This is a genomic window from Streptomyces sp. P9-A4 (genome assembly GCF_036634195.1).
Taxonomy (GTDB): Bacteria; Actinomycetota; Actinomycetes; order Streptomycetales; family Streptomycetaceae; genus Streptomyces.
The window spans coordinates 871,229-890,695 of the sequence record NZ_JAZIFY010000001.1 but is presented as its reverse complement, the minus strand read 5'-3'; the positions used below and the strand labels follow the sequence as shown (position 1 = coordinate 890,695).

Annotated in this window: 22 protein-coding genes; 16 read left to right on the top strand and 6 right to left on the bottom strand. The window is 67.8% G+C overall.

Annotated features, from left to right (window positions below):
- The first annotated feature begins 19 nt into the window (after positions 1–19).
- The gene (locus V4Y03_RS03820) at positions 20–676 is read left to right on the top strand and encodes a DedA family protein (RefSeq protein ID WP_332433999.1); all 657 of its coding nucleotides are present in this window, start codon (positions 20–22) and stop codon (positions 674–676) included.
- Between the two features lie 92 nt (positions 677–768).
- On the opposite strand, the gene V4Y03_RS03815 is transcribed toward V4Y03_RS03820, so the two are convergent.
- A complete protein-coding gene (locus tag V4Y03_RS03815; protein ID WP_317874647.1) occupies positions 769–1,296 on the bottom strand; it encodes a gamma carbonic anhydrase family protein in 528 nt (175 codons plus the stop codon).
- Positions 1,297–1,427: 131 nt separating this feature from the next.
- Between V4Y03_RS03815 and V4Y03_RS03810 the strand changes: the two genes are divergently transcribed.
- Positions 1,428–2,183 carry an acyltransferase gene (locus tag V4Y03_RS03810; protein WP_317874648.1) on the top strand — a complete coding sequence of 252 codons (756 nt, stop codon included), beginning with the start codon at positions 1,428–1,430 and terminating at the stop codon, positions 2,181–2,183.
- A 39-nt stretch (positions 2,184–2,222) separates the two neighbouring features.
- Here the strand turns inward: V4Y03_RS03810 and V4Y03_RS03805 are convergent, their stop codons facing one another.
- The gene (locus V4Y03_RS03805) at positions 2,223–3,086 is read right to left on the bottom strand and encodes a DMT family transporter (RefSeq protein WP_332433998.1); all 864 of its coding nucleotides are present in this window, start codon (positions 3,084–3,086) and stop codon (positions 2,223–2,225) included.
- Positions 3,087–3,190: 104 nt separating this feature from the next.
- On the opposite strand from V4Y03_RS03805, the gene V4Y03_RS03800 reads away from it, so the two are divergent.
- The 3 genes from V4Y03_RS03800 (at position 3,191) to V4Y03_RS03790 (ending at position 6,139) form a co-directional block, all read left to right on the top strand.
- Positions 3,191–3,763: a helix-turn-helix domain-containing protein gene (locus tag V4Y03_RS03800; RefSeq protein WP_317874650.1), complete on the top strand. Its 573-nt coding sequence runs from the start codon at positions 3,191–3,193 to the stop codon at positions 3,761–3,763.
- Between the two features lie 35 nt (positions 3,764–3,798).
- Positions 3,799–4,362 (top strand): YbaK/EbsC family protein, encoded by a 564-nt coding sequence (locus V4Y03_RS03795; RefSeq protein WP_332433997.1) that lies wholly within the window; start codon positions 3,799–3,801, stop codon positions 4,360–4,362.
- A 154-nt stretch (positions 4,363–4,516) separates the two neighbouring features.
- Positions 4,517–6,139, top strand: a complete 1,623-nt coding sequence (locus tag V4Y03_RS03790; protein ID WP_332433996.1) for a recombinase family protein — start codon at positions 4,517–4,519, stop codon at positions 6,137–6,139.
- A 48-nt stretch (positions 6,140–6,187) separates the two neighbouring features.
- Here V4Y03_RS03790 and V4Y03_RS03785 read toward each other — a convergent pair whose 3' ends face one another.
- Positions 6,188–6,370 (bottom strand): hypothetical protein, encoded by a 183-nt coding sequence (locus V4Y03_RS03785; RefSeq protein WP_332433995.1) that lies wholly within the window; start codon positions 6,368–6,370, stop codon positions 6,188–6,190.
- 151 nt (positions 6,371–6,521) lie between these two features.
- On the opposite strand from V4Y03_RS03785, the gene V4Y03_RS03780 reads away from it, so the two are divergent.
- The 9 genes from V4Y03_RS03780 to V4Y03_RS03745 all read left to right on the top strand — a co-directional run bounded on the left by V4Y03_RS03780 (position 6,522) and on the right by V4Y03_RS03745 (position 16,704).
- Complete coding sequence (locus V4Y03_RS03780; protein WP_332433994.1) at positions 6,522–7,082, top strand: hypothetical protein; 561 nt, start codon at positions 6,522–6,524, stop codon at positions 7,080–7,082.
- Between the two features lie 596 nt (positions 7,083–7,678).
- Positions 7,679–8,260: a hypothetical protein gene (locus V4Y03_RS03775; protein ID WP_332433993.1), complete on the top strand. Its 582-nt coding sequence runs from the start codon at positions 7,679–7,681 to the stop codon at positions 8,258–8,260.
- Positions 8,261–8,848: 588 nt separating this feature from the next.
- Positions 8,849–9,805 (top strand): hypothetical protein, encoded by a 957-nt coding sequence (locus V4Y03_RS03770; RefSeq protein ID WP_332433992.1) that lies wholly within the window; start codon positions 8,849–8,851, stop codon positions 9,803–9,805.
- A gap of 19 nt (positions 9,806–9,824) precedes the next feature.
- On the top strand, positions 9,825–10,193 hold the full coding sequence (locus tag V4Y03_RS03765) for a hypothetical protein (protein ID WP_332433991.1): 369 nt from the start codon (positions 9,825–9,827) through the stop codon (positions 10,191–10,193).
- Entirely contained in the window at positions 10,190–10,426 is a 237-nt protein-coding gene (locus V4Y03_RS03760; protein ID WP_332433990.1) for a hypothetical protein, read from the top strand. The genes V4Y03_RS03765 and V4Y03_RS03760 overlap by 4 nt, the downstream gene beginning before the upstream one ends.
- A 139-nt stretch (positions 10,427–10,565) precedes the next feature.
- Complete coding sequence (locus V4Y03_RS33840; RefSeq protein ID WP_443079860.1) at positions 10,566–11,063, top strand: phage terminase small subunit; 498 nt, start codon at positions 10,566–10,568, stop codon at positions 11,061–11,063.
- Positions 11,063–11,401 (top strand): hypothetical protein, encoded by a 339-nt coding sequence (locus tag V4Y03_RS03755; protein ID WP_332433989.1) that lies wholly within the window; start codon positions 11,063–11,065, stop codon positions 11,399–11,401. Before V4Y03_RS33840 ends, V4Y03_RS03755 begins: the two co-directional genes overlap by 1 nt.
- A 390-nt stretch (positions 11,402–11,791) precedes the next feature.
- Complete coding sequence (locus V4Y03_RS03750; protein ID WP_332433988.1) at positions 11,792–11,995, top strand: hypothetical protein; 204 nt, start codon at positions 11,792–11,794, stop codon at positions 11,993–11,995.
- The gene (locus tag V4Y03_RS03745) at positions 11,995–16,704 is read left to right on the top strand and encodes a peptidoglycan DD-metalloendopeptidase family protein (protein WP_332433987.1); all 4,710 of its coding nucleotides are present in this window, start codon (positions 11,995–11,997) and stop codon (positions 16,702–16,704) included. The genes V4Y03_RS03750 and V4Y03_RS03745 overlap by 1 nt, the downstream gene beginning before the upstream one ends.
- Before the next feature lie 239 nt (positions 16,705–16,943).
- Here V4Y03_RS03745 and V4Y03_RS03740 read toward each other — a convergent pair whose 3' ends face one another.
- Together V4Y03_RS03740 and V4Y03_RS03735 are read right to left on the bottom strand one after the other, a co-directional pair.
- On the bottom strand, positions 16,944–17,414 hold the full coding sequence (locus tag V4Y03_RS03740; protein WP_332433986.1) for an NUDIX domain-containing protein: 471 nt from the start codon (positions 17,412–17,414) through the stop codon (positions 16,944–16,946).
- Between the two features lie 4 nt (positions 17,415–17,418).
- Positions 17,419–18,159 carry an XRE family transcriptional regulator gene (locus tag V4Y03_RS03735; protein ID WP_332433985.1) on the bottom strand — a complete coding sequence of 247 codons (741 nt, stop codon included), beginning with the start codon at positions 18,157–18,159 and terminating at the stop codon, positions 17,419–17,421.
- A gap of 138 nt (positions 18,160–18,297) precedes the next feature.
- Between V4Y03_RS03735 and V4Y03_RS03730 the strand changes: the two genes are divergently transcribed.
- Positions 18,298–18,519, top strand: coding sequence for a hypothetical protein (locus V4Y03_RS03730; protein WP_332433984.1), 222 nt, complete (start codon positions 18,298–18,300; stop codon positions 18,517–18,519).
- Entirely contained in the window at positions 18,516–18,746 is a 231-nt protein-coding gene (locus V4Y03_RS33835) for a DUF7848 domain-containing protein (protein ID WP_443079726.1), read from the top strand. The genes V4Y03_RS03730 and V4Y03_RS33835 overlap by 4 nt, the downstream gene beginning before the upstream one ends.
- Positions 18,747–18,977: 231 nt before the next feature.
- Here the strand turns inward: V4Y03_RS33835 and V4Y03_RS03725 are convergent, their stop codons facing one another.
- Complete coding sequence (locus V4Y03_RS03725) at positions 18,978–19,427, bottom strand: CoA-binding protein (RefSeq protein WP_332433983.1); 450 nt, start codon at positions 19,425–19,427, stop codon at positions 18,978–18,980.
- Positions 19,428–19,467 lie beyond the last annotated feature (40 nt).

The window sequence follows — 19,467 nt, the reverse complement described above, 5'->3', positions numbered from 1 at the left end:
TGATACGGGAGGAACCGCGTTGCACGTCCAGGAGTGGCTGGAGACGATCCCCGCGGTCGCCGTCTACGTCCTGGTGGGGGTGGTGATCGGGCTGGAGAGCCTGGGCATCCCGCTGCCGGGCGAGATCGTGCTCGTGAGCTCGGCGCTGCTCGCGTCGCAGCACGGTGACATCAACCCGTACGTGCTCGGTGCCTGCGCCACCGCCGGCGCGATCGTCGGCGACTCGATCGGCTACGCGATCGGCCGCAAGGGCGGGCGACCGCTGCTCGCCTGGCTGGGTAAGAGGTTCCCCAAGCACTTCAGCGAGGCCAACATCGGGCTCGCCGAGAACTCCTTCCAGAAGTGGGGCATGTGGGCGGTCTTCTTCGGCCGCTTCATCGCCCTGCTGCGCATCTTCGCGGGACCGCTCGCGGGCGTGCTCCACATGCCGTACTGGAAGTTCCTCATCGCCAACGTGCTGGGCGGCATCCTGTGGGCCGGTGGCACGACCGCCGTCATCTACTCGGTGGGCGTCGTCGCGGAGGCCTGGCTCAAGCGCTTCTCCTGGCTCGGCCTGGTCCTCGCCGTATTGATTGGCCTGGCCTCGATGCTGATCGTCAAGAACCGTGCGAAGAAGGCGGCGGCGGCCCGTTCGCAGACGGCGGAGCCGGCGGAACCGGTCCCGGTCGCGGACTGAGCGCGAGCCCGGAACGTACGAGCGGGTGAAGGGGGGCGGCACCCGTAGACGGGAGCCGCCCCCCTTCGCGTCGCCGGAGGCCGTACGGCAGCTCAGCCCTCGAAGGCCTCGGCGTGGCCCTTCGCGAGCAGCAGGTACATCTCGGCGTTCAGCTGGATGCCCGCCTTCTCCTCCTCGGTCAGCGGGCGGCGCACCTTCGCGGGGACGCCCGCGACCAGCGAACCGGGCGGAACCTCCATGCCCTGCGGGACGAGGGCCTGGGCCGCGATCAGCGATCCGGCGCCGATCCGCGCGCCGTTGAGGACGGTCGCGCCCATGCCCACGAGGACGTCGTCCTCGATGACACAGCCGTGCACGGTCGCGTTGTGACCGACGGTCACCCGCGCCCCGATCGAGACGGGGAAACCGGGGTCGACGTGCACCGTGCAGTTGTCCTGGATGTTGGAGTCCTCGCCGATGGCGATGGGTCCGCAGTCCGCGCGCAGCACGGCGTGGTACCAGACGCTGGCGCGGGCACCGAGGGTCACCTCGCCGAGCACCACGGAGGTGGGGGCGGTGAAGGCGGTCGGATCGATCTGCGGCTCCTTGCCGCCCACACCCTTGATCAACGCCTCTGTCATGGTTCGCTCCTGCTCGTCAGCGGTGGTGTCGCGCCCGGGGATGCCCCCGGGCGCACCCTATGCGGTGCTCATGACCGACATCACAGCGCACCGCACTGAACAGGCACGACGGCGCCGACTACGGTGTCGGGGTGCCCAGGAACAGAAACACGTTCTCCTCCCTGTCCGCCTGGCGGCGCCGGGTCCTCGCCCGCGCCGTGCGGAGCGGCTGGCGCTGGGTGCAGGAGACGGGCTCCGTCACCGCGGAGCATCCCGGCGGGCTGCGGTTCCGCCGGCTGGGCGCGGGGACCCGGCTCGCCTTCCCGCAGGGCACCGTCTTCGGCGAGCCGTGGATCGAGATCGGCGAGTGCTGCATCGTCGCCGAGCAGGTCACGCTGACGGCGGGCATGCTGCCGGGCCTCGACCTCGGGACGGACACCGTTCTGACGCTCGGTGACGGCGTCGTCCTCGGCAGGGGCAGCCATGTCATCGCCGACGCGAAGGTGACCATCGGCTCGGACACCTACTGCGGGCCGTACGTCTACATCACCTCGACCAACCACAGCTACGACGACCCCGACGAACCGGTCGGCCGTCAGTGGCCCCGTTCGGAACCCGTCTCGATCGGCCCCGGCTGCTGGCTCGGCACCGGAGCGGTGATCCTCCCCGGCGCCCGGCTCGGCCGGAACGTGGTCGTCGCGGCGGGCGCGGTCGTACGGGGCGAGGTGCCGGACCACTCGGTCGTGGCGGGTGCCCCGGCCAAGGTCGTCCGCAGCTGGGACCGGGACAAGGGCTGGCAGCCCCCGCTCCGTACCCCGGCCCCGACCCCGATCCCGGACCATGTGACCCCGGAACAACTCGCCGCGCTCGCCTCGCTCACCACCCCGGAGGCCGAAGGCGCCCGCTGACGGAGGTCGGTGGGGGCCGGTGCGATTCCCGTACGCGCCTCAGCCGGTGGCCAGCAGGACCGTGCCGACGAGGGCGAGGCCCGCGCCCGCCGCCTGGATCGCGCGGAGGCGTTCCTTGAGGACGCCGAAGGCCGCGAGGGCCGTCACCACCGGGTAGAGGCTGGCGAGTACGGCCGCGACGGTGACCGGCCCGTGCTGGGCCGCGATGGCGTACGTGCCGTTGGCGGCGACGTCCGCGAGGCCGACGAAGGCGAGGGCCGGGAGCGCCGCGCGGATGACCCGGGGGCCGTCCTCAGGGACCGCCCGGCCGCCGCGCCGCACCGAGGCGTACAGCGCGCCGCCGCCCACCAGGACGTTGGTGACCCGCTGGACGAACAGGGCCAGGAACAGGCCGGTGACGGTGGTGGAGGCCTCGGCGATCAGGGCCATCACCGAGCCGAAGCCGAACGCCGCGACCAGGGTGAGCAGGACCGCCTGGCGCTGGACGGGCGCGCCGCGCAGCTCCGGTCCGCCGGCGAGGACCACGCCGAGGATCGCCACCGCGATCCCGGCGAACTGCGCGAGCCCCGGCCGGTCACCGACGAGCAGCCCGACCGAGACGGGGACGACCACGCCGAGCGAGCCGAGCGGGGAGACCACTCCCATGGGGCCGAGCGCGAGTGCCTTGTAGAAGGCGAGCATGGCCGCGGGGCCCACGACGCCCGCCGCGACCGCGTACCAGAGCTGGGGGCCGGCCTCGGTCCAGGCGCCGGTCGTGAGGACGACGGCGCCGAGGACGAGGACGGCGAGGGCCTGGGAGACCACGACGACGGTGAGCGCGGGTATCCGGCGGGTCAGCAGACCGCCGCCGAAGTCGGCGAGGCCCCACAGAAGGCTGGTGGCCAGGGCGAACAGGGCGGTCATGAGGCCTCGCGGGGACAGACGGCAGTACAGTGCAGTGAACCATGGGGTACACCTCACCGTAGTTCACTGCATTGAACTCTGTCATCCAGAATATTGGACGGAATGTGTCGGACCTCGACCAGCTCACGCAGTCGCTCGCCCGGAACCTGAAGCGCTGGCGCAAGGAGCGGGGACTCACCCTGGACGCCCTCGCCGCGAGGTCGGGCGTCAGCCGCGGCATGATCATCCAGATCGAACAGGCCCGCACGAACCCCAGCGTCGGCACCACCGTGAAGCTGGCCGACGCCCTCGGCGTCTCCATCACGACCCTCCTCGACTACGAGCAGGGCCCCCAGGTCCGGCTCGTCCCGCCGGACCAGGCCGTCCGCATGTGGTCCACCTCCACCGGCAGCCACACCACCCTGCTCGTCGGCACCGAGGCCCGCGGCCCCCTGGAGCTGTGGTCCTGGAGGCTCATGCCGGGCGACGGGAGCGCCTCCGACCCGCACCCCGACGGCACGGTCGAACTCCTGAGCGTGACCGCCGGCGTCCTCACCCTCGTCGTGGACGGCGAGGAACACACCCTGCCCGCAGGCATGTCCGCCGTCTTCGAGGCCAACGCGACGCACGCCTACCGCAACGACGGAGCCGACCCCGTCGAGATGACGATGGCTGTCTCCATCCCGCCCGTACGCTGAGACGACCGCCGGGCGGCGTTGCTAGCGTGGCGCGCATGCGCGCACCCATCGGAGCCTTCGACGACGCCCGGCCCGCCCCCGACTGCCTCGACCTGCTGACCGGGCCCGTCGCCGCCGCCGTCCGCGTCTGGACCGGCCCCGTACCGGCCGATCAGCTGCTGTACGTGGACACCGACCCGGCCATCGCCGACACCGCCGCGTTCGTCGAGCACCACGGCTCCGATCTGCTGGACGCGTCCGCGAACTGCGTGGTCGTCGCGGGCAGGCGCGGCGAGACCACCACCCTGGCCGCGTGCGTCGTGAAGTCGGCGACGCGGGTCGACGTCAACGGGGTCGTACGCAAGCATCTCGGCGCCCGCAAGGCCTCGTTCGCCCCGATGGACACCGCGACCGGCGAGACCGGCATGGAGTACGGCGGCATCACGCCGATCGGCCTCCCGGACTCCTGGCCGCTCCTCGTGGACGCCGCCGTCATCGATACCGACTGGGTCCTGATCGGCAGCGGCCGCCGCCGCGGCAAGCTCATCCTCCCGGGCAAGGCCTTCGCCCAACTGCCGGGCGCGGTCGTCCTGGAGGGCCTGGGCGTCCCCGTCGGCTGACACCGCCGGACCGGGAGGCGGGAATCCGGGGCCCGCGACAGCGGCCCCGGACCAACCGGCTCAGCCCAGGCGCGGGATCTCGATGGCGGGGCAGCGAGGGTGTAACTCCCCATGTCATACTGCGATCGGGGAGGATCCTCACCAGGGGAGTGGCATGCAGCGTGAAGACGCAGACGCCCTAGCCGCGCTAGGGCTGTCACCCGAAGATCTAGTGGCGCTGGGGCTCAGTCAGCCTGCAACGGGGGACCCGAGCGAACTCGTCGACCTGTACCTTCGCCGGTCGAAGAAGATGGAAGACCTCACCACCCTCCGCAAGCACCTGGCTGACGCCGTGCGCTGGGCTCGCCAGGAAGAGCTTCAGATCCGGCACGTGTGGTTTGAGCAGCGAAGTGCGAGCAAGCAGCACCTCCGTCGCGACGAGTTCGAGAACGCCAAAGCGGCTGTCCTTGCCGGTCGGTCGCAGTGCCTTGCGGTATGGAAGACGGACCGCCTTGACCGTCGCGGTATGGGCGCAGTGGGAACGCTCCTTGACGAATTGGACCGCCGGCGCGCTCGCCTGGTGTCCATCACGGAGGGGCTGGACAGCAACAAGGGCGGACGCATCGTGTTCGCGATCCTCTCTGAGCGAGCGCGAGACGAAGCAAAGGACATCGCCCTCCGGGTACAGACCGGACTTGACTCTCACCGGATCATCGGACGAGCGCCCGGTGGGAAGCCGCCATACGGCGTGAAACATCTGGGGAACGGGAAGGTCGGCCCGAATCCCGAGGAGTATCCGACGGCGCGAAAGATCGCGGAGGCACTTCTTGAAGGGGATGCTGGAACCGCCATCGCCCACCGGATGACCAGCGAAGGGGAAAAGACACGCACCGGACGTCACTGGTCGGCTAACGCTATCTCTCGAATGGCGCACTCTCCCCTGTGGGCTGGACTCGTCCCGTTCCGGGAGCGTCAAACCGACGAGTACGGGAACCCCCTGGACAAGTGGGGATGGAAAGCGGAGCCGCTACTTGACGTAGAAGGTAAGCCCGTCGTTTGCGGGACTGGCGTCGTGTCGGTGACGGAGTGGTACGCAATCAAGTCCCTTATCGCGAGCCGGACTGTCCGGGGAATCAAGCGTGGGCACGGCGTTAGGTCTGCGGGGAAGATCCTCACCGGGATCTTGCGGTGTCCGCACTGCAAGGTGGGGCTTGTCTCCGGCGGCGAGTCGTACAGGTGCCGTACGCGCATGGAAGGCGGCGAGACCGCCTGTCCCGGAGCCCGAACGTCGGCGGCGCGGGTTGACTTCGCGGTGGGGGAGATGTGGGTAACCCACGTCTCCGCACTGGAGCCAGAGGACCCTGTTCTTCACGAGATCGGGGCTCGATGGCTGGCCTACCAGGATCCTGAGCGTGCCGAGCGTAAGCGTCACGTCGTGGCGGCGCTGGAGGATGCGGAACGGAGGCTTGCGGAACTGGACGACGCCTACTTCGTCAAGGGGCGCATGCCGGAAGAGCGCTACTCCCGGATCTCTTCGGCGCTCGACGAGCAGATCTCATCGCTCCAGACGGAGCTGAAGGAGCTGAAGCGGCAAACGGACCTCACGCCGCTACTCGATGGGTCTCTCCTGGCGGAGGCGTGGCACGCTGCGACACTCGCGGATAAGCGAATGCTGCTGCGCTGCGCCATCGACGAACTCGTCCTGTTGTCCTCCACGGGACAGGGTGACCGTCGGCCAATCCACGACCGCCTCCGAGTGAAGTGGGTGTCTGTCGACGCTCCGAGCGACACGGACTGACGCTAGACACAGGAGTGGCCCCGCTATCACGGGGCCACTCTGCGTTGCTCAGGAGTTCGGCGGTCGCTCTGGCAGCTTCGCGCCGGGCCGGCCGGTGAACCACTCCATATACCGGCGCAGGACTGCGGAACGGTCGCTCCCCGATGCCTGGACGGCCCTGTCGAAGTCGTTCCAGAGGTCGTCGTCGATGCCACGGAGGCCGCGCACCGGATGCTTGTGTTGGTTAGCCATGACTCGATGATGACAGGTGGTTGACCACCTGTCGACCGTGTGCCATATTCGAGGTGGTCAACCACCCGTGAGTAGCGGGAAAGAGTGCAGCCCCGGTGTTCCTCTGGCCGAGTCCCCGGGGCTGCGCACTCCAGTGAAGGAGCGGTCCAGCATGGCACACCCTCGTATCGACGTCGCCACCCTCACCCCCGCGCAGCGCGACGGCGTGGCCTGCGCCGTCTGTGGCGACGAGCGGGGCCAGATGATCCCCGTCGGCGTCCTGGAGGGCGGACAGCTCTTCGCCCACCCCTCCTGCGTCGCTGGCGGGATCACGGAGGACTGCATCTTGGTTATTGGCGATGTGACGACGCCGGAGGCGCTCGACGAGACGACCGCTTTCGCGTCTGACGTCGCGGACCGGCTGAGGATCCCCGCGCGGATCGCCTTCGGCATCGACTACGACGTCCGGCAGTACGAGGGTGCCGTGGTCCTGGATAGCTACCTGGACAGCGTCGCGAGTGCGGTGCTCGCTACGGAGGCCCGGGAGGCTGACATGTTCTGCCTCGACGTTCGGGAGCTCTTTACGCACCCCATCGACGACATGTGCGGACACTGCCTCGCGGAGGGTGCCAAGCCCTACCTTGTCGGCGACACCTGGACGACCAGCGTCTGTGACGACTGCGTGGCCGTGACGCTCGCCGGAACGGCGCGGGTTACCCCCCTCGTCGCGTAACACTCCGTAGTCGAGCGAGCGGCCTTCCGTCGACCGGGAGGCCGCTCGTTGGCGTTCCGGTCGACCTGGGGTTGACGTCGAGCGGCGTCCTCGTCGTCCGGCGGGGTCAGTTCGCGCCAAACCTCGTCGAGACTGGCATGGCCCTGACCTGCACGTTCGTTCCCCAAGGGGGCGGAAGTGTCGTTTCTGGCCCCTACTTCAACTTTTCTCTAACGCGTCTTAAGAGAAATGGAAAGTACTGGTTAGTTCGCCACTTTGGACCCCGGTTTGGCACGGGCGCCGATTCGACGTCGAGCGCGGGCGGCGGGCGAGGCGGAGGCGGGGCGGCGGAGGCCCGAGGGATCCCGTAAAGGGCCATCAGGGGGCCTGGGGGGTCCGCCGGGTAACCGGGTCCATTCCAGGTCGTGGAAGCCGCAGAGGGGTGCACGCAGGCGTTCGGGGCTTCGGGGGCCCAGTAGGCCGGCCCGTGACGTCCTTCGGAGCATCGTTACGCAGCGTGGTTGCACACGTCGCACCAAACATTTGCGCTCTACCCCCACATAACTACTTCGGGAGCGACGCGTAGGGCGTCGCTCCGCGACGAAGTGAGGATCACTGTGTACGACAGCACCGGAGCCCCCGCGCTCCGCCGGGCGCGCCGTGGGTACGAGGCCGAGGAACTGGCACACCTGGCACTGGAGATGGAGGCGGACGGCGCCTACGTATCTCCCGGACGCATGCCGTGGCGTGGCCTGAGCGGGTACGACCCGCTTGACGACCTGTCCGACGAGGAGTTCGGCGCCCGAAACTTCGAGGACTGGGAGGACGCGGGGTGCGACGAGGAAGACCGTCCGAAGCGACACCGGCCGACGGGTCGCGCCTACGACATCGTTCCGCCTGTCGTGGGGGAGGTGACGGTTCGCGTAGACCCTTCGATCGCGGAGGAGTTCGCCGAACGTCAGGCGCGGGCGACTGAAGGGGCCTCCTGGAATACGGACGGCGGGCACGTCACCGTAGAGGGGTCCTTCAAGGTCTGGCGCGGCACGTGCCTGCGGTGCGACGAGGAGTTCGTCCAGCGTCGTCCTGCGAGTCAGCGTCGACGCTGGCGCCGGCTGTGCGGAGACGAGTGCGCTACCGAGTGGCGCAAGGCGACCGCCCGGGAGCGGATGCGGACTTTGCGGGCGGAGGATGCCGCCTGACGTTCGCTTTACAGGTGTTAGTGGGGAAGGGTGTCGCACAGTCGCCCTTCCCCCGTCGCGCTGCGTCGCCGGCTGCCTTTCCCGGCTGACGCTCCGCCCTCTGCGACGTTGAGCCGCTGCATGCCGCGAATCTCCTCCGTGGTCCGGCTGGTTCCGTCGCAGGGGGCGACGACTTCAGGCGTCACCCATGTCCGGGTGGCGCCTTCTTCATTTGCCCGCACCCGACAGAACGGCGGGACGACAGAACACCCGGAGACCCCATGCGATACCGCGAAGTGCAGCCGCCACCACATCGGACGTGCCCCGACTGCAAGCGCAGCCTTCCTGTCACGTCTGACCACTTCCACAAGGACAGCCTTCGCGTCGACGGCTTCACCCGACGGTGCTCCGACTGCCGCAACACGGCGGCTCGGAACACCTACGCGCAGGACCCCGAGAAGTTTGCTCAGCGCGTCCGTGAGCGTCGCCAGGAGCGCACGGCTCACTTCGAGTCGATAGGCCGCTACGAGGCCGTCTGAGAGGCGCACAGCTCAACTCCCAAGCCCCTGCCGCCCGGTGGGGCTTTTGTGTATCCCCAGAGAGGCAACAGTGACAACCATCAATCCTGATCTGGAGGCCGCGCTCGCCACGGTCCCGGAGATCAAGCGCACCGCCGACCTTCACGAGGCTGCCAAGCGACGTCTCGCGCGGCACGGTGCTGGCGAGGAGCCCCACCGCGCACGAGACCGCGTGATCGACGAGGCGGTTCAGTCGTTCGCGGCTACCGGCCGATGGCCATCTGACATTGGCGAGCGAGCGGCGACGGCCTACGCGGACGGGATGTCGTGGGAGGCGGAGCGACGCGCGCTGAAGCACGCCGTCGAGTTCACGGAGGACCGTGCAACCGATGCGTTCGAGACCCTCGCACCCGACGCACTCGCGCACCTTGCGGGGCGCTTGGCTGATGTCCTGAGCGAGGCTCTCGCGGCCTCCGAAAAGCTCAGCGGAGCCAGGAGTGCGGAGGAGGCAATCAAGGCCGGAGGCGGCGCCGTAGAGGCGTGGGGGCGGCTTCAGGGGTGCGTCTCTGACGTCGCCAACGTGCGTGCGGCGCAATGGGCGTTGCTGACGCCGAAGATGCGGCGCGGAGAGCTGCCAGGAAGCAACGAGGCGCGCAATCTAGCGACGCGTTGGCGCACAGCCGGCCACGGTGAAGTGCGGAGGGCCCGAACCGACGACGTACCGGAGTTTGTGCGGGACGCCGCGCGGTCCAAGGCCTACTCCGTCGCTTCGGTGCTCTGGCTCGCTGAGAGCGGCGCCGCCTATGTCCCAGAGTCGTTCGAGGAGCTGGCGGAAGAAGTCGAAGCCGCCACGCCGGCCCCGGTGGTCTACGACGACCACGGACCCGTGACGCTCCGGGTGACCGAGACGCTTATCCCCACGCCGAAGGCCCCGGACGTGTACCCGCATTCCAGGACGCCGCACATGGACCACAGCGCCCCCACTCCCAAGAACCCCAAGCCCAATGCGACCCCGGGCGACCCTGTGACGCCCACCTGGCGCTACTGAACAAGAGAGGTACCGAGAGATGGAACCCGAACAGAACCCGCAGCAGCCGCACCCCGCAGAGCTGGAGCTCATGAAGGTGCGCGCCGGCATGGCGGCTGGCCTGACCTTCGAGCAGAGTGCCCGACTCCAGGGTGACACCGTGGAGGCGCTGACGGCAGACGCTCAGACGCTTGCCGCGGAACTGGGCGCCGCCAACCAGACACCGCCCGCCCCGCGCGTCGGTGGCAACCGTGGATCCGACGTGGGAGGCGGAGGCGGCACCGTGGCGGCCGGCGCGGAGGAGTACCGGCGCAAGCACCCGAAGCGCGAACCGCGACCCCTGCCGACCGAGGAGCAGCAGCGCCGTAACCCCTGGCAGACCAGCGGCTACACGATGGGGTCCCGGTGAACATCAACGTGCACGACTACGTGCAGGCCATCAAGGCGCGCGCCGTCGCGCTCCATGGCACAACCGTGAGCGTCGAGCTCAGCGGTGGGAAGACTCTCGTCGGGACCCTGGCTTACGCCGTCACATCTGACGCTGCCGGTTACGAGAAGTACCCGGACGTGCTGACAGTGACAGTTTCGACGAAGGCTCAGACTGTCCGGGTTGACCGGATCGACGCCATCGGTCAGGGCTGACGGATCCGCACTGTCGTCACGGCGAGCGAGCCAACGCAGGCGTGCGCGCTGCCATAGTGCGGCGCCTGCGCGGTTGACGAGCAGTTCAAAGAGAAAGGTGACCAGGAATTCCACGAGGACCCCATACGCAACAGCGGACATGGTTGCGGCTCGGTGCGTCCGAGCGTCCACGGGGGTCCACGCGTGGTCGGGGCTGAGATACACCTCAGCAATCAACACACTAACAGAGAGGGGGTCGTTCATGCCGTCACGTGGCAGACCTGGCCCACGGCCAAACCCCAACGCTCCGCGGTCTCGTCACCGCCCGGACGAGCGGCCCATCACGTACCTGCCGCCCGACGGGTGTCAGGACGAACCGCCCCCGCTGCCTCCGGGGCGCGCGTGGTCGGAGGCGGAGGAACATCACTGGCGCGAGCTGTGGTCCTCGCCGGCGGCCGACGTATGGGAGGACAGCACTTACCCGGCCATCGCCGCGCTTGTCGTGGCGACGTCGACAATCCTCGGAGGCGGTCGCATAAGCGCTCAACTCATCGGCGAACAAAGGGCGTTGATGAACGACCTAGGTCTGACGCCGGCGTCCATGGAGCGTCTGCGGTGGGTCGTCGGTGAGCCACCCTCCACGGTGCGGGGTGACTGATGGGACGTCGTGAGCAGCGCGCGCAGCGCAAGCGCGACGAGGCGCGGGGCGTGGATGCGAAGACGGGAGAGATCCCGGAGTATGCGTGTCCGTCCCGCCTCCTGGCGCCTGCGGTGGTGGAGGAGTGGCTCACGGCGTCGGAGCTGGACGCGCTAGCCGACGTCGACGCCATCATCCGCGCTCGCCGACGGTGGAACGACGCGCGCGACGCGTATGCGATGTCCATCGACGAGGACACGCGCCACTTGCGAGCCCGCGCCACTCAGCTCTGCGGCCCGACGAGCCGACCCGTGTGGCGCGACGAGCTAGGACAGCCGTGGCACACGCGACGCCGGTAGCAGCGCTCTGACCTGCACATACCCACCCCATGACCCCCATCGGGCCGTTTTAGTTTGACCGAAGAGGTGCTGGTCCTCGCTCCGTATCTGCGACGCAGATGGTCTACGAGGGAGTCCGACAGGGGCCCCGTGGAGGCCTCCAGGCGCCCGTCAGGGGCTCCGGCAGCGTTCGCGCACGGTGGATCGAGCCCGCTCGACGATCAAGGACCCTGCGTCGACGCCCGAGAAAGTGTGACATCGCCGCAGGTCAGAACCCATATAGCCGTTACATCCCGAAGGGCCCGTAGCCGATGCGCTGCGGGCCCTTCGGCGTTCCCAGACTTTTGAGAGGTACCGATGCCCGCTGACCCGAACGAGCCGTGCGCACGCGACGGTTGCACCTTCCTCCCCATGCTGACGATGGTCGGCGACGTGGGGTTGCCGACCGTGCATTGCAGTCACGCGTGTGCTGACTACACGTGGCTGGAGCGCACCCTTGCCACCGCCCCGGATACAGCGCTGACACCTATGGCTGAGGCAGGCATGGAGAAGCTGCGCGACGCGCTCGACGCACGGCGTGAGCCCACCGATATCGGCCCGTTGGTGGAGCTCTGATGGCGATAGACCTGGACATCGTCGGTAGCGCCGGCGTCGACGTTGTACCGATCGCACCAACCTTCCATCAGAAGCTGGAGCGCATCGTCCTGCCCGCCGCTCAGCGCGTGGGCGACGAGGCCGGACGAATCATCGGCGACCGCATGAGCGACGAGATCGCTCGACGAGTCGCGGCTGCGCTGCCTCAGGCCGTTCAGGCTGGTGGGCAGGCAGCACAGCGAGCCGCGTCCCGTCAGGGATCGGACACAGGTGGCGCCTTTGCGAGCAGCCTCCGCCGCAAGCTAGAGCTTGCCTTCAAGGCCATGCCGAAGCTCGATGTCCGTCTCTCCGATACCGGGGTAGACGCCGAGCTTGCCCGCCTCCGTGCCCGGATGGAGACCCTCTCCGGAAAGCGCATCGGGATCGACGTCGACGCGACGGCCGCGGAAGCGGAGATCCGGGCGATCGACTCCGAGCTTCAGCGGCTTGGAGCGTCGCACCCGAACATCGCCGTGCGCGCCGACACGGCTACGGCCCGCGCGGCACTTGCGGAGATCCGCGCCGAGATCGCAGCCGTTGACGCCGCTGACATCAACCTGGACGTCGACGTAGACACGAGTGGTGCCCGATCGTCGCTGATGGCGCTCGGGATTCAGATGGCCGTCCTGATGGCCATCCCCGTCGGTCCGGTCATTGCTGCCGGCCTCGGTTCCGTGGTCGCGATGGCGACGGCTGCGGGTGCTGGCTTCGGTGCTCTCGCCCTGGCGGCTGTTCCCGCCGTGAAGGGTGTGACGGAGGCACTGAAGGCGCAGACGGCCGCTCAGGACGACGCCGCGAACGCCGCACAGCGTGGCTCTGCCTCGTCGGCCCGAGCTGCGCAACAGGCCGCGTCTCAGGCGCTCCAGCTTGCTGGCGCGCAGGCCTCTCTTGCGACGGCTCACCGCAACGCCGAGCGGCAGATCGTCCAGTCCAGCCGGGCGATCGAGGACGCGGAACGGTCCCTCGCGCAGACCGGCATGCGTGCCGCTGAGCAGCGCCGCCAGGCGGCCGAGAGCGTCGAGCGTGCGGAGAGGTCCCTTTCCGACGCCAAGCGCGACGCGCTGAAGGCGGAACAGGATCTCACGCAGGCGCGCGAGGACGCAGCGAAGAAGCTGGCCGACGAACGTAAGGCACTTGCGGATCGTCTGGAGGATTCATCCTTCGACGAGCGGGCGGCCGTTCTCCGGGTCACGGAGGCGCAGGAGGAACTCTCCCGCGTCATGAAGGACCCGAAGGCGACAGCCCTTCAGCGTGAGCGTGCTCAGCTCGCGGCCGACGAGGCGGAGCACGCACTCAAGCGGCAGCGGGAGGAAATCAAGGATCTTCGTAAGGAGATCCTCGTCCAGGCGAAGGCGACCGTCGACGGCGCCGACGAGGTGAAGCGCGCACACGAGCGTGTCGGTGATGCGCAGCAGAAGGTGAAGGACGAGGCGAAGGCGCTCGCCGGCGCACAGCGGGACGCGGCTCGCGTTCAGGTGCAGGTGGCGCAGGATCTTGCCGACGCCCAGCGCCGTGTGGCGGACGCCGTGGAGAACTCGGCGAACGTTCAGGTAGCGGCAGCCGAGTCCATTGCGTCCGCGGAGCGTGGCGTAGCGTCTGCCCGCCTGTCGGGTGCTGCTGCGACGTCGACGGCGATCACGAAGGCGCAGGAGTATGAACGTGCTCTCGCGAAGCTGACGCCGGCGCAGCGGGACCTCTTCGACTCGATCGCGGGCCCCAAGGGCATCAAAACCGCCTTCAAGGACTGGTCGACGGCTCTTCAGCCGCACGTCCTCCCCATCTTCACCCGCGGCGTGGACGGCGCGAAGGCGTCTCTTCCCGGCCTGACACCGCTAGTCATTAGTGCTTCTTCGGCGGTTCAAACGCTCATGGACAAGGCGTCCGCCCAGCTGAAGACGCCGTTCTGGCAGGGCTTCAAGAAGGACCTGGAGGAGAACGTCGAGCCGGCGATCGTCGGTTTCGGCGTGGCCTTCGGGAACATCCTGAAGGGCGTAGCGGGAATCATTGACGCCTTCCTCCCCAAGATGGATGGCATCGCATCCCGGTCGGACTCCATCACGGAGAAGTTCGCGAAGTGGGGGACGAGCCTCAAGGGCTCTCCGGAGTTTGAGCGGTTCCTCAACTATGTGAAGGAGAGCGCTCCATCCGTTGGAGCGCTCATCGGGAGCGTTTTGACGGCGCTTATCACGACGTCGCAGACAATGTCCCCCGTTTCAGCCGCGTTGATCGCTGTCGTTAAGCCCCTATTCGGCGCCGTTTCTTGGTTGGCAACGAACACGCCGGGGTTCGTTCAGACGTTGTGGGGGCTTTGGGCTGCCAGTAAGGCAATCAGCGTCGGAATGGCCGCATTCGGTGTGGCTATGGGCATCTTCAACACGGCCGTTGCGCTCGCAGCGATGGAAACGTGGAGTTGGTCCGCGGCGCTTGCAGCGACGGGAATTATCCCACTCATCATGGCAATCGTTGTAGTGGTGGCCGCACTCGTCGCAGGCGTCATCTATGCATACGAACACTGGACCTGGTTCCGTGTCACCGTTGACACGGTGGTAAACGCCATCTCAACAGGTGTGTTGTGGCTGTGGGAGACTATCCTGAAGCCTGTCTTCGGCGCCATTTGGTGGGTGCTGAAGAAAGCCGGTGACATCGCGGTATGGCTGTGGGAGCACGCGATCGGCCCAGCTTTCCGGTTCATCTGGGAGGCCGCGAAGATCCTATTCACGATCCTCGTCGTGGGAGTCCTGACGCCGGCCTACCTTGCCTTTAAGGTGCTGGGCGTCATCGGCCTATGGCTGTGGGAGAAGGTAGTCCGTCCTGTCTTCCGGTGGATTGGCGACCTCGCGATCTGGCTGTGGGAGCGGGGGATCAAGCCCTCCTTCGGCAACTTCGTGCAGATCCTCAAGGCCGTCGCGAATATGGCGATGTGGGCTTGGGAGAAGGTTCTCCGGCCCGTCTTCGGCTGGATCGGCGACAAGGGTAAGTGGCTCTACGAAGTCGCCCTGAAGCCCGCCTTCGACGGCATCAAGTCTGCTATCAAGTCCGTGGCCGACTCCTTCGGCTTCGGAAAGGATTCCATCAAGAAGGCATGGGATCAGGTAGCGGAGATCGCGAAGAAGCCCGTTCGCTTTGTGATCGACAAGGTTTACAACAACGGGATCGTTCCGCTGTGGAATCGGGTTGCCGCTATCACGGGCGTCGACGACCTGAAGCCGATGAGCCTAAAGGGCTTCGCGCGGGGCGGCATTCTCCCCGGGCAGTCGACGTGGAGGCAGGGAGACGATCAGCTCACTCCCATGCGGCGTGGCGAAGGCGTCTACGTCTCCGAAGCGATGCGCGACCCGTATGAGCGTGCCCGTCTCTTCGCCGTCAACAAGGCGGCCATGAGCGGTCAGTCCCTCGGCCAGTTCCAGGGCGGATACGCGGAGGGTGGCATCGTCGGCTGGCTGAAGGACAAGGCCGGCGACGCGGGTGACTTCTTCTCCAACCCGCTCGACGTCTTCGGCAAGGCGCAGCGCCTCATCACGGATCAGATGAAGGGCATCCTCACCAATCCGTGGGCGCGCTCGCTGGCGAAGATCCCCGGGAAGATGCTCGACGGTCTGAAGAGCAAGGCGCTCGACTTCCTCGGCTTCGGTGCCGACGGGAGCGGAGGCGGTGGCGGCGCGTGGACGAAGCCCGTCGACGTTCCGTTCGGCACCCCGTTCGGCAAGCGTGGCTCGATGTGGTCGTCCGGCCGACACACCGGTCTCGACTTCCCCGCAGCCATCGGCACCGCGATCCGTGCCGTGGCCGGCGGACGAGTCAGCTCGTCGGGCAGCACCGGTCCGTACGGCATCCACGTGACGGTGGACCACGGCGGAGGCTTGTCCTCCCTGTATGCCCACATGTCCCAGATGCTCACGGCCGTGGGCGCGCCAGTTTCCGCGGGCCAGGTCATCGGCCGAGTGGGCGACACAGGCAACGTCACCGGCCCTCACCTCCACCTGGAGGCACGCCGAAACGGGACCTCCATCGACCCCATGCAGTTCCTGACGGGCGGTGGCGGGGGAGGTAGTGCGCGGGGTGGCGTCGAGCGCTGGCGCGGCGTAGTCCGACAGGCACTCCAGATGACTGGCAACCCGCAGCAGTACGCGGACCTGACGCTTCGGCGGATGAACCAGGAGTCTGGTGGCAACCCCAACGCCGTGAACTCCTGGGACATCAACGCGAAGAACGGCACGCCGTCGGTGGGCCTCATGCAGCTCATCAAGCCGACGTTCGAAGCGTTCGCCGGCCACATGCGCGGCGTCGGCCCGAAGCTCCACGGCGTCTCGACGAACCCCCTGGCGAACGTCTACTCGTCGATGCGCTACGCCATGAGCCGCTACGGCTCGCTCCCGACGGCCTACAACCGTCCGGGCGGCTATGCAACGGGCGGCTTCCCGGGCGTCGGTGAGCTGGCGTGGGTGGGCGAGAACGGGCCCGAACTGGTCCGCTTCCTCCATCCGACGCAGGTCTACAACAACCGCGACTCGATGGCCATGTCCCGGCAGATGGCGACGGTTCAGCCCGGGGGAGGACGTGGCACTCCCAACATCGTCGTGGAGTCCCGCACCTTCCTGGGAGACCGCGAGCTGACCGACATCGTGCGCACAGAGATCGACATCCGCGACGCCGACACGGCGCGCGTACTCACCTACGGACGCAACGTCTAGTGCACAACCCCACGCGCCCCGCAGCTCCGACATGGAGCGCGGGGCGCCCCCTTACTTCGAGAGGCAGTACAACCATGGACACCACGAAGGCGGTCAAGGCTCAGTCGACGACGTGCGGTCACTGCGGGGCCGACGTCCCACAGGTGGCTGGAGCTGGGCGCCTGAAGCGCTACTGCTCAGCAGAACACGGACGACTGTGGCGACGTCGCGCGCGGTTCTTCGGGTGGCTTTAGCGTCGGTCAGCCAAGGTACGGCGCTGCACGGACGTCGAGGGCATGCTGAACCCTGAGCCGCTGAGTGTGGTGCATGGGCAGGCTATCGACGTCCGACGGCGCCACGAACCGGAGCTCCGTGGACTCGTCAGAGATTTGCAGCGTGCCGCCGGTCACCTGCGCACGGAAGCACACGTTGAACTGGCGCCGAACTTCCCCGTCGCTGTACTCGATGACATGACGAGGATCCGTGTACGTGCCGACGAGACCTGTCACCTCGATGTCGAGTCCGGTCTCTTCCTTGACCTCTCGGACGGCTGTCCCGGGGAGGCTGTCGCTCAGCTCCATCCCACCCCCGGGAAGTGCCCACAGTCCGCTGTCGGCACGACGCTGGAGGAGGATGCGCCCCTCATCGTCAGTGACGAAGGCCGAAGCTGCCACAACCATGCTGTTGGGCTTCGGGGCGGTCGGGTCGTCGTAGTACTCGCGGCGGGCCATGACGTCAGCCTGCCACGGGAGCCCCGGTGGCCCATACGGCGTCAAAGCTCTGGGCGTAGGTGTCGAACATCCCGCCATCGCCACTCCGGCGGAGGTGCCACACCGGGGCGGCGTATGCGTTGGCACCCCAAACGTGGGCGTTGACGAGGCACTGATCATCAGCGCGATAGATGCTGTTGTAGAGCGTCGTACCGTGCGTCCGGATTTCGACGTTCTCCATCCCGATCAGCGACCGGTAATGCATGAGTGCCAACCGACACCGCGACTCAATGCCGTGACCGAACCGCTCTTCCTGGCCCCGCTGTTGAACGTTCTCACTGTCGGCGTCGCCAATGGCGATACGGATCCGGCAGCCGTCGGCGGCGCGTTCCCTGAGTAGCTCGTTCAGCCGCGGATACGCCTCATGGAGGAATACAGCGGCGTAGACGAGTACGTCGATGTGCTCGCGTGCGGGGGCGATGAGGTCGACGAACGTGGACACCGGTAGGTCTGCACGCTGGTCGTAGACCGCGACGAGCTCAGGGCTTATGGCCCGTGCAGCGCGCGCCTGACGAAGAGCCGGCCACAGTGCGTGCACGTCTTCCCCCAGTGCCTCTGCGGCTTTGAGTGCCGTCTCGCGGCGGGGCGTCCTGCCTAGGTTCACCCAACGTTCCACGCTCTTCGGGTCCACCCCGACAGCGTTCGCGAGTGATGCGTGAGTCCACCCGTCGCCTGTCATGGCCACTCGTAGCCGCTCGTTCTGCATGCCAGTCTCTCCCTAGGACGCGAGACGTCGCTAGGGACGTTCTACAGCCTCCGGGACGTCCCGAAGTGGGTTTTGTACGTGGTTCCGCCGTCCCAACGCACTGAGCGACGCTCAGGGGACGTGAGGGGACGGTGTGCAATGTCGGAAGAGCAGTGGCAGCCGGCGAAGAGCCGATACGCAGTCGACGGAGACGGCCGTATCGGGCGGATCGTCGACCGGGATGAAGGCAGCGTCTATCTTCGTCCGCCAGGCGGTGGCAGGGAGTGGACGGTGGCACCCGAGACGCTCCGTCAGCCGACCTCCGACGAAATGACGCAGGTGCGGGTTTTCACCACGCCCGTGCCGAAGGTGGAGTCATGACTGTCAGGGCGGTGCTCCGGTTCGTCACTCACCGAATCATGCGGCACCCCGACTCTGAGCCGACGTTCACCGCTCGGTGCCTCAACCCGGATTGCCGGTGGTCCGTCGCTCCCACGGCTGACGGGGAGCAAGCTGACATCGACTGCATGGAACACAAGGGGCGGACGGGGCACGCGATCTTCTCCCGCACGTGCGAGACCGTCGCGGTCGTCGTCCCTGTTGCCTAGATTTCCGCCTCCCTTCCACGGCCTCATCTGCGGGGACTGTCCCGGGAGAGGGAGGCGGAGCCAAGCCCGTGCGGTGGGTCCTCGCGAGACCCCTGCACGGAGAGCGGGCGGGACGCACGTCGATAGAGGTCGGCTGTGCGTCCCACCCGTGCGACGTCGAGCCGGCGTAGCCCCCTAGCTGCCCCGGTCGTCCTCTTCCCCCGTGGAGGATGGCCGGGGCTTCCCGCGCTGCTAACCTAGGGAATTAAGCTCGATCGCGGGGCAGCGGTCCATGACCATGTCCAGGCCCGCCGCGCGAGTGCGCTCGAAGGCGGCCTCGTCGATGACGTCCAGCTGGAACCAGACCGCCTTGGCCCCGATCGCCACCGCCTCGTCGGCGACCGCCCCCGCCTGCTCGGCGTTCACGAACACGTCGACGACGTCCACCGGGAACGGGATGTCGGCGAGGGACGCGTAACCCCGCTGGCCGTGGACCGTCTCCGCCTTCGGGTGGACCGGCACGATCCGCTTCCCGAAGCGCTGGAGGACGGCCGCCACGCCGTAGGCCGCGCGCGCGGTGTTCGACGAGAGGCCCACCACCGCCCAGGTGTCGCCCGTGGACGTCAGGATCTTCCGTACCGCCTCCGCAGCGGAGTACCCGGCCGGCTCGCCGGTCCCCGTGGTCGTGATGTCGACGCTCATCGCTTGTGCTGCCTCTCCTCGGCGCGGCCCGTCCACCCCG

What these genes read in the sequence shown, in the direction of transcription:
- V4Y03_RS03780 (WP_332433994.1), top strand. Translation starts at nt 6,522, where the DNA reads ATGGCACACCCTCGTATCGACGTCGCCACCCTCACCCCCGCGCAGCGC.
- V4Y03_RS03730 (WP_332433984.1), top strand. Translation starts at nt 18,298, where the DNA reads ATGTCGGAAGAGCAGTGGCAGCCGGCGAAGAGCCGATACGCAGTCGAC.
- V4Y03_RS33840 (WP_443079860.1), top strand. Translation starts at nt 10,566, where the DNA reads ATGGTTGCGGCTCGGTGCGTCCGAGCGTCCACGGGGGTCCACGCGTGG.
- V4Y03_RS03790 (WP_332433996.1), top strand. Translation starts at nt 4,517, where the DNA reads ATGCAGCGTGAAGACGCAGACGCCCTAGCCGCGCTAGGGCTGTCACCC.
- V4Y03_RS03735 (WP_332433985.1), bottom strand. Translation starts at nt 18,159, where the DNA reads ATGCAGAACGAGCGGCTACGAGTGGCCATGACAGGCGACGGGTGGACT.
- V4Y03_RS03795 (WP_332433997.1), top strand. Translation starts at nt 3,799, where the DNA reads ATGCGCGCACCCATCGGAGCCTTCGACGACGCCCGGCCCGCCCCCGAC.
- V4Y03_RS03725 (WP_332433983.1), bottom strand. Translation starts at nt 19,427, where the DNA reads ATGAGCGTCGACATCACGACCACGGGGACCGGCGAGCCGGCCGGGTAC.
- V4Y03_RS03785 (WP_332433995.1), bottom strand. Translation starts at nt 6,370, where the DNA reads ATGGCTAACCAACACAAGCATCCGGTGCGCGGCCTCCGTGGCATCGAC.
- V4Y03_RS03805 (WP_332433998.1), bottom strand. Translation starts at nt 3,086, where the DNA reads ATGACCGCCCTGTTCGCCCTGGCCACCAGCCTTCTGTGGGGCCTCGCC.
- V4Y03_RS33835 (WP_443079726.1), top strand. Translation starts at nt 18,516, where the DNA reads ATGACTGTCAGGGCGGTGCTCCGGTTCGTCACTCACCGAATCATGCGG.
- V4Y03_RS03765 (WP_332433991.1), top strand. Translation starts at nt 9,825, where the DNA reads ATGGAACCCGAACAGAACCCGCAGCAGCCGCACCCCGCAGAGCTGGAG.
- V4Y03_RS03750 (WP_332433988.1), top strand. Translation starts at nt 11,792, where the DNA reads ATGCTGACGATGGTCGGCGACGTGGGGTTGCCGACCGTGCATTGCAGT.
- V4Y03_RS03815 (WP_317874647.1), bottom strand. Translation starts at nt 1,296, where the DNA reads ATGACAGAGGCGTTGATCAAGGGTGTGGGCGGCAAGGAGCCGCAGATC.
- V4Y03_RS03755 (WP_332433989.1), top strand. Translation starts at nt 11,063, where the DNA reads ATGGGACGTCGTGAGCAGCGCGCGCAGCGCAAGCGCGACGAGGCGCGG.
- V4Y03_RS03745 (WP_332433987.1), top strand. Translation starts at nt 11,995, where the DNA reads ATGGCGATAGACCTGGACATCGTCGGTAGCGCCGGCGTCGACGTTGTA.
- V4Y03_RS03740 (WP_332433986.1), bottom strand. Translation starts at nt 17,414, where the DNA reads ATGGCCCGCCGCGAGTACTACGACGACCCGACCGCCCCGAAGCCCAAC.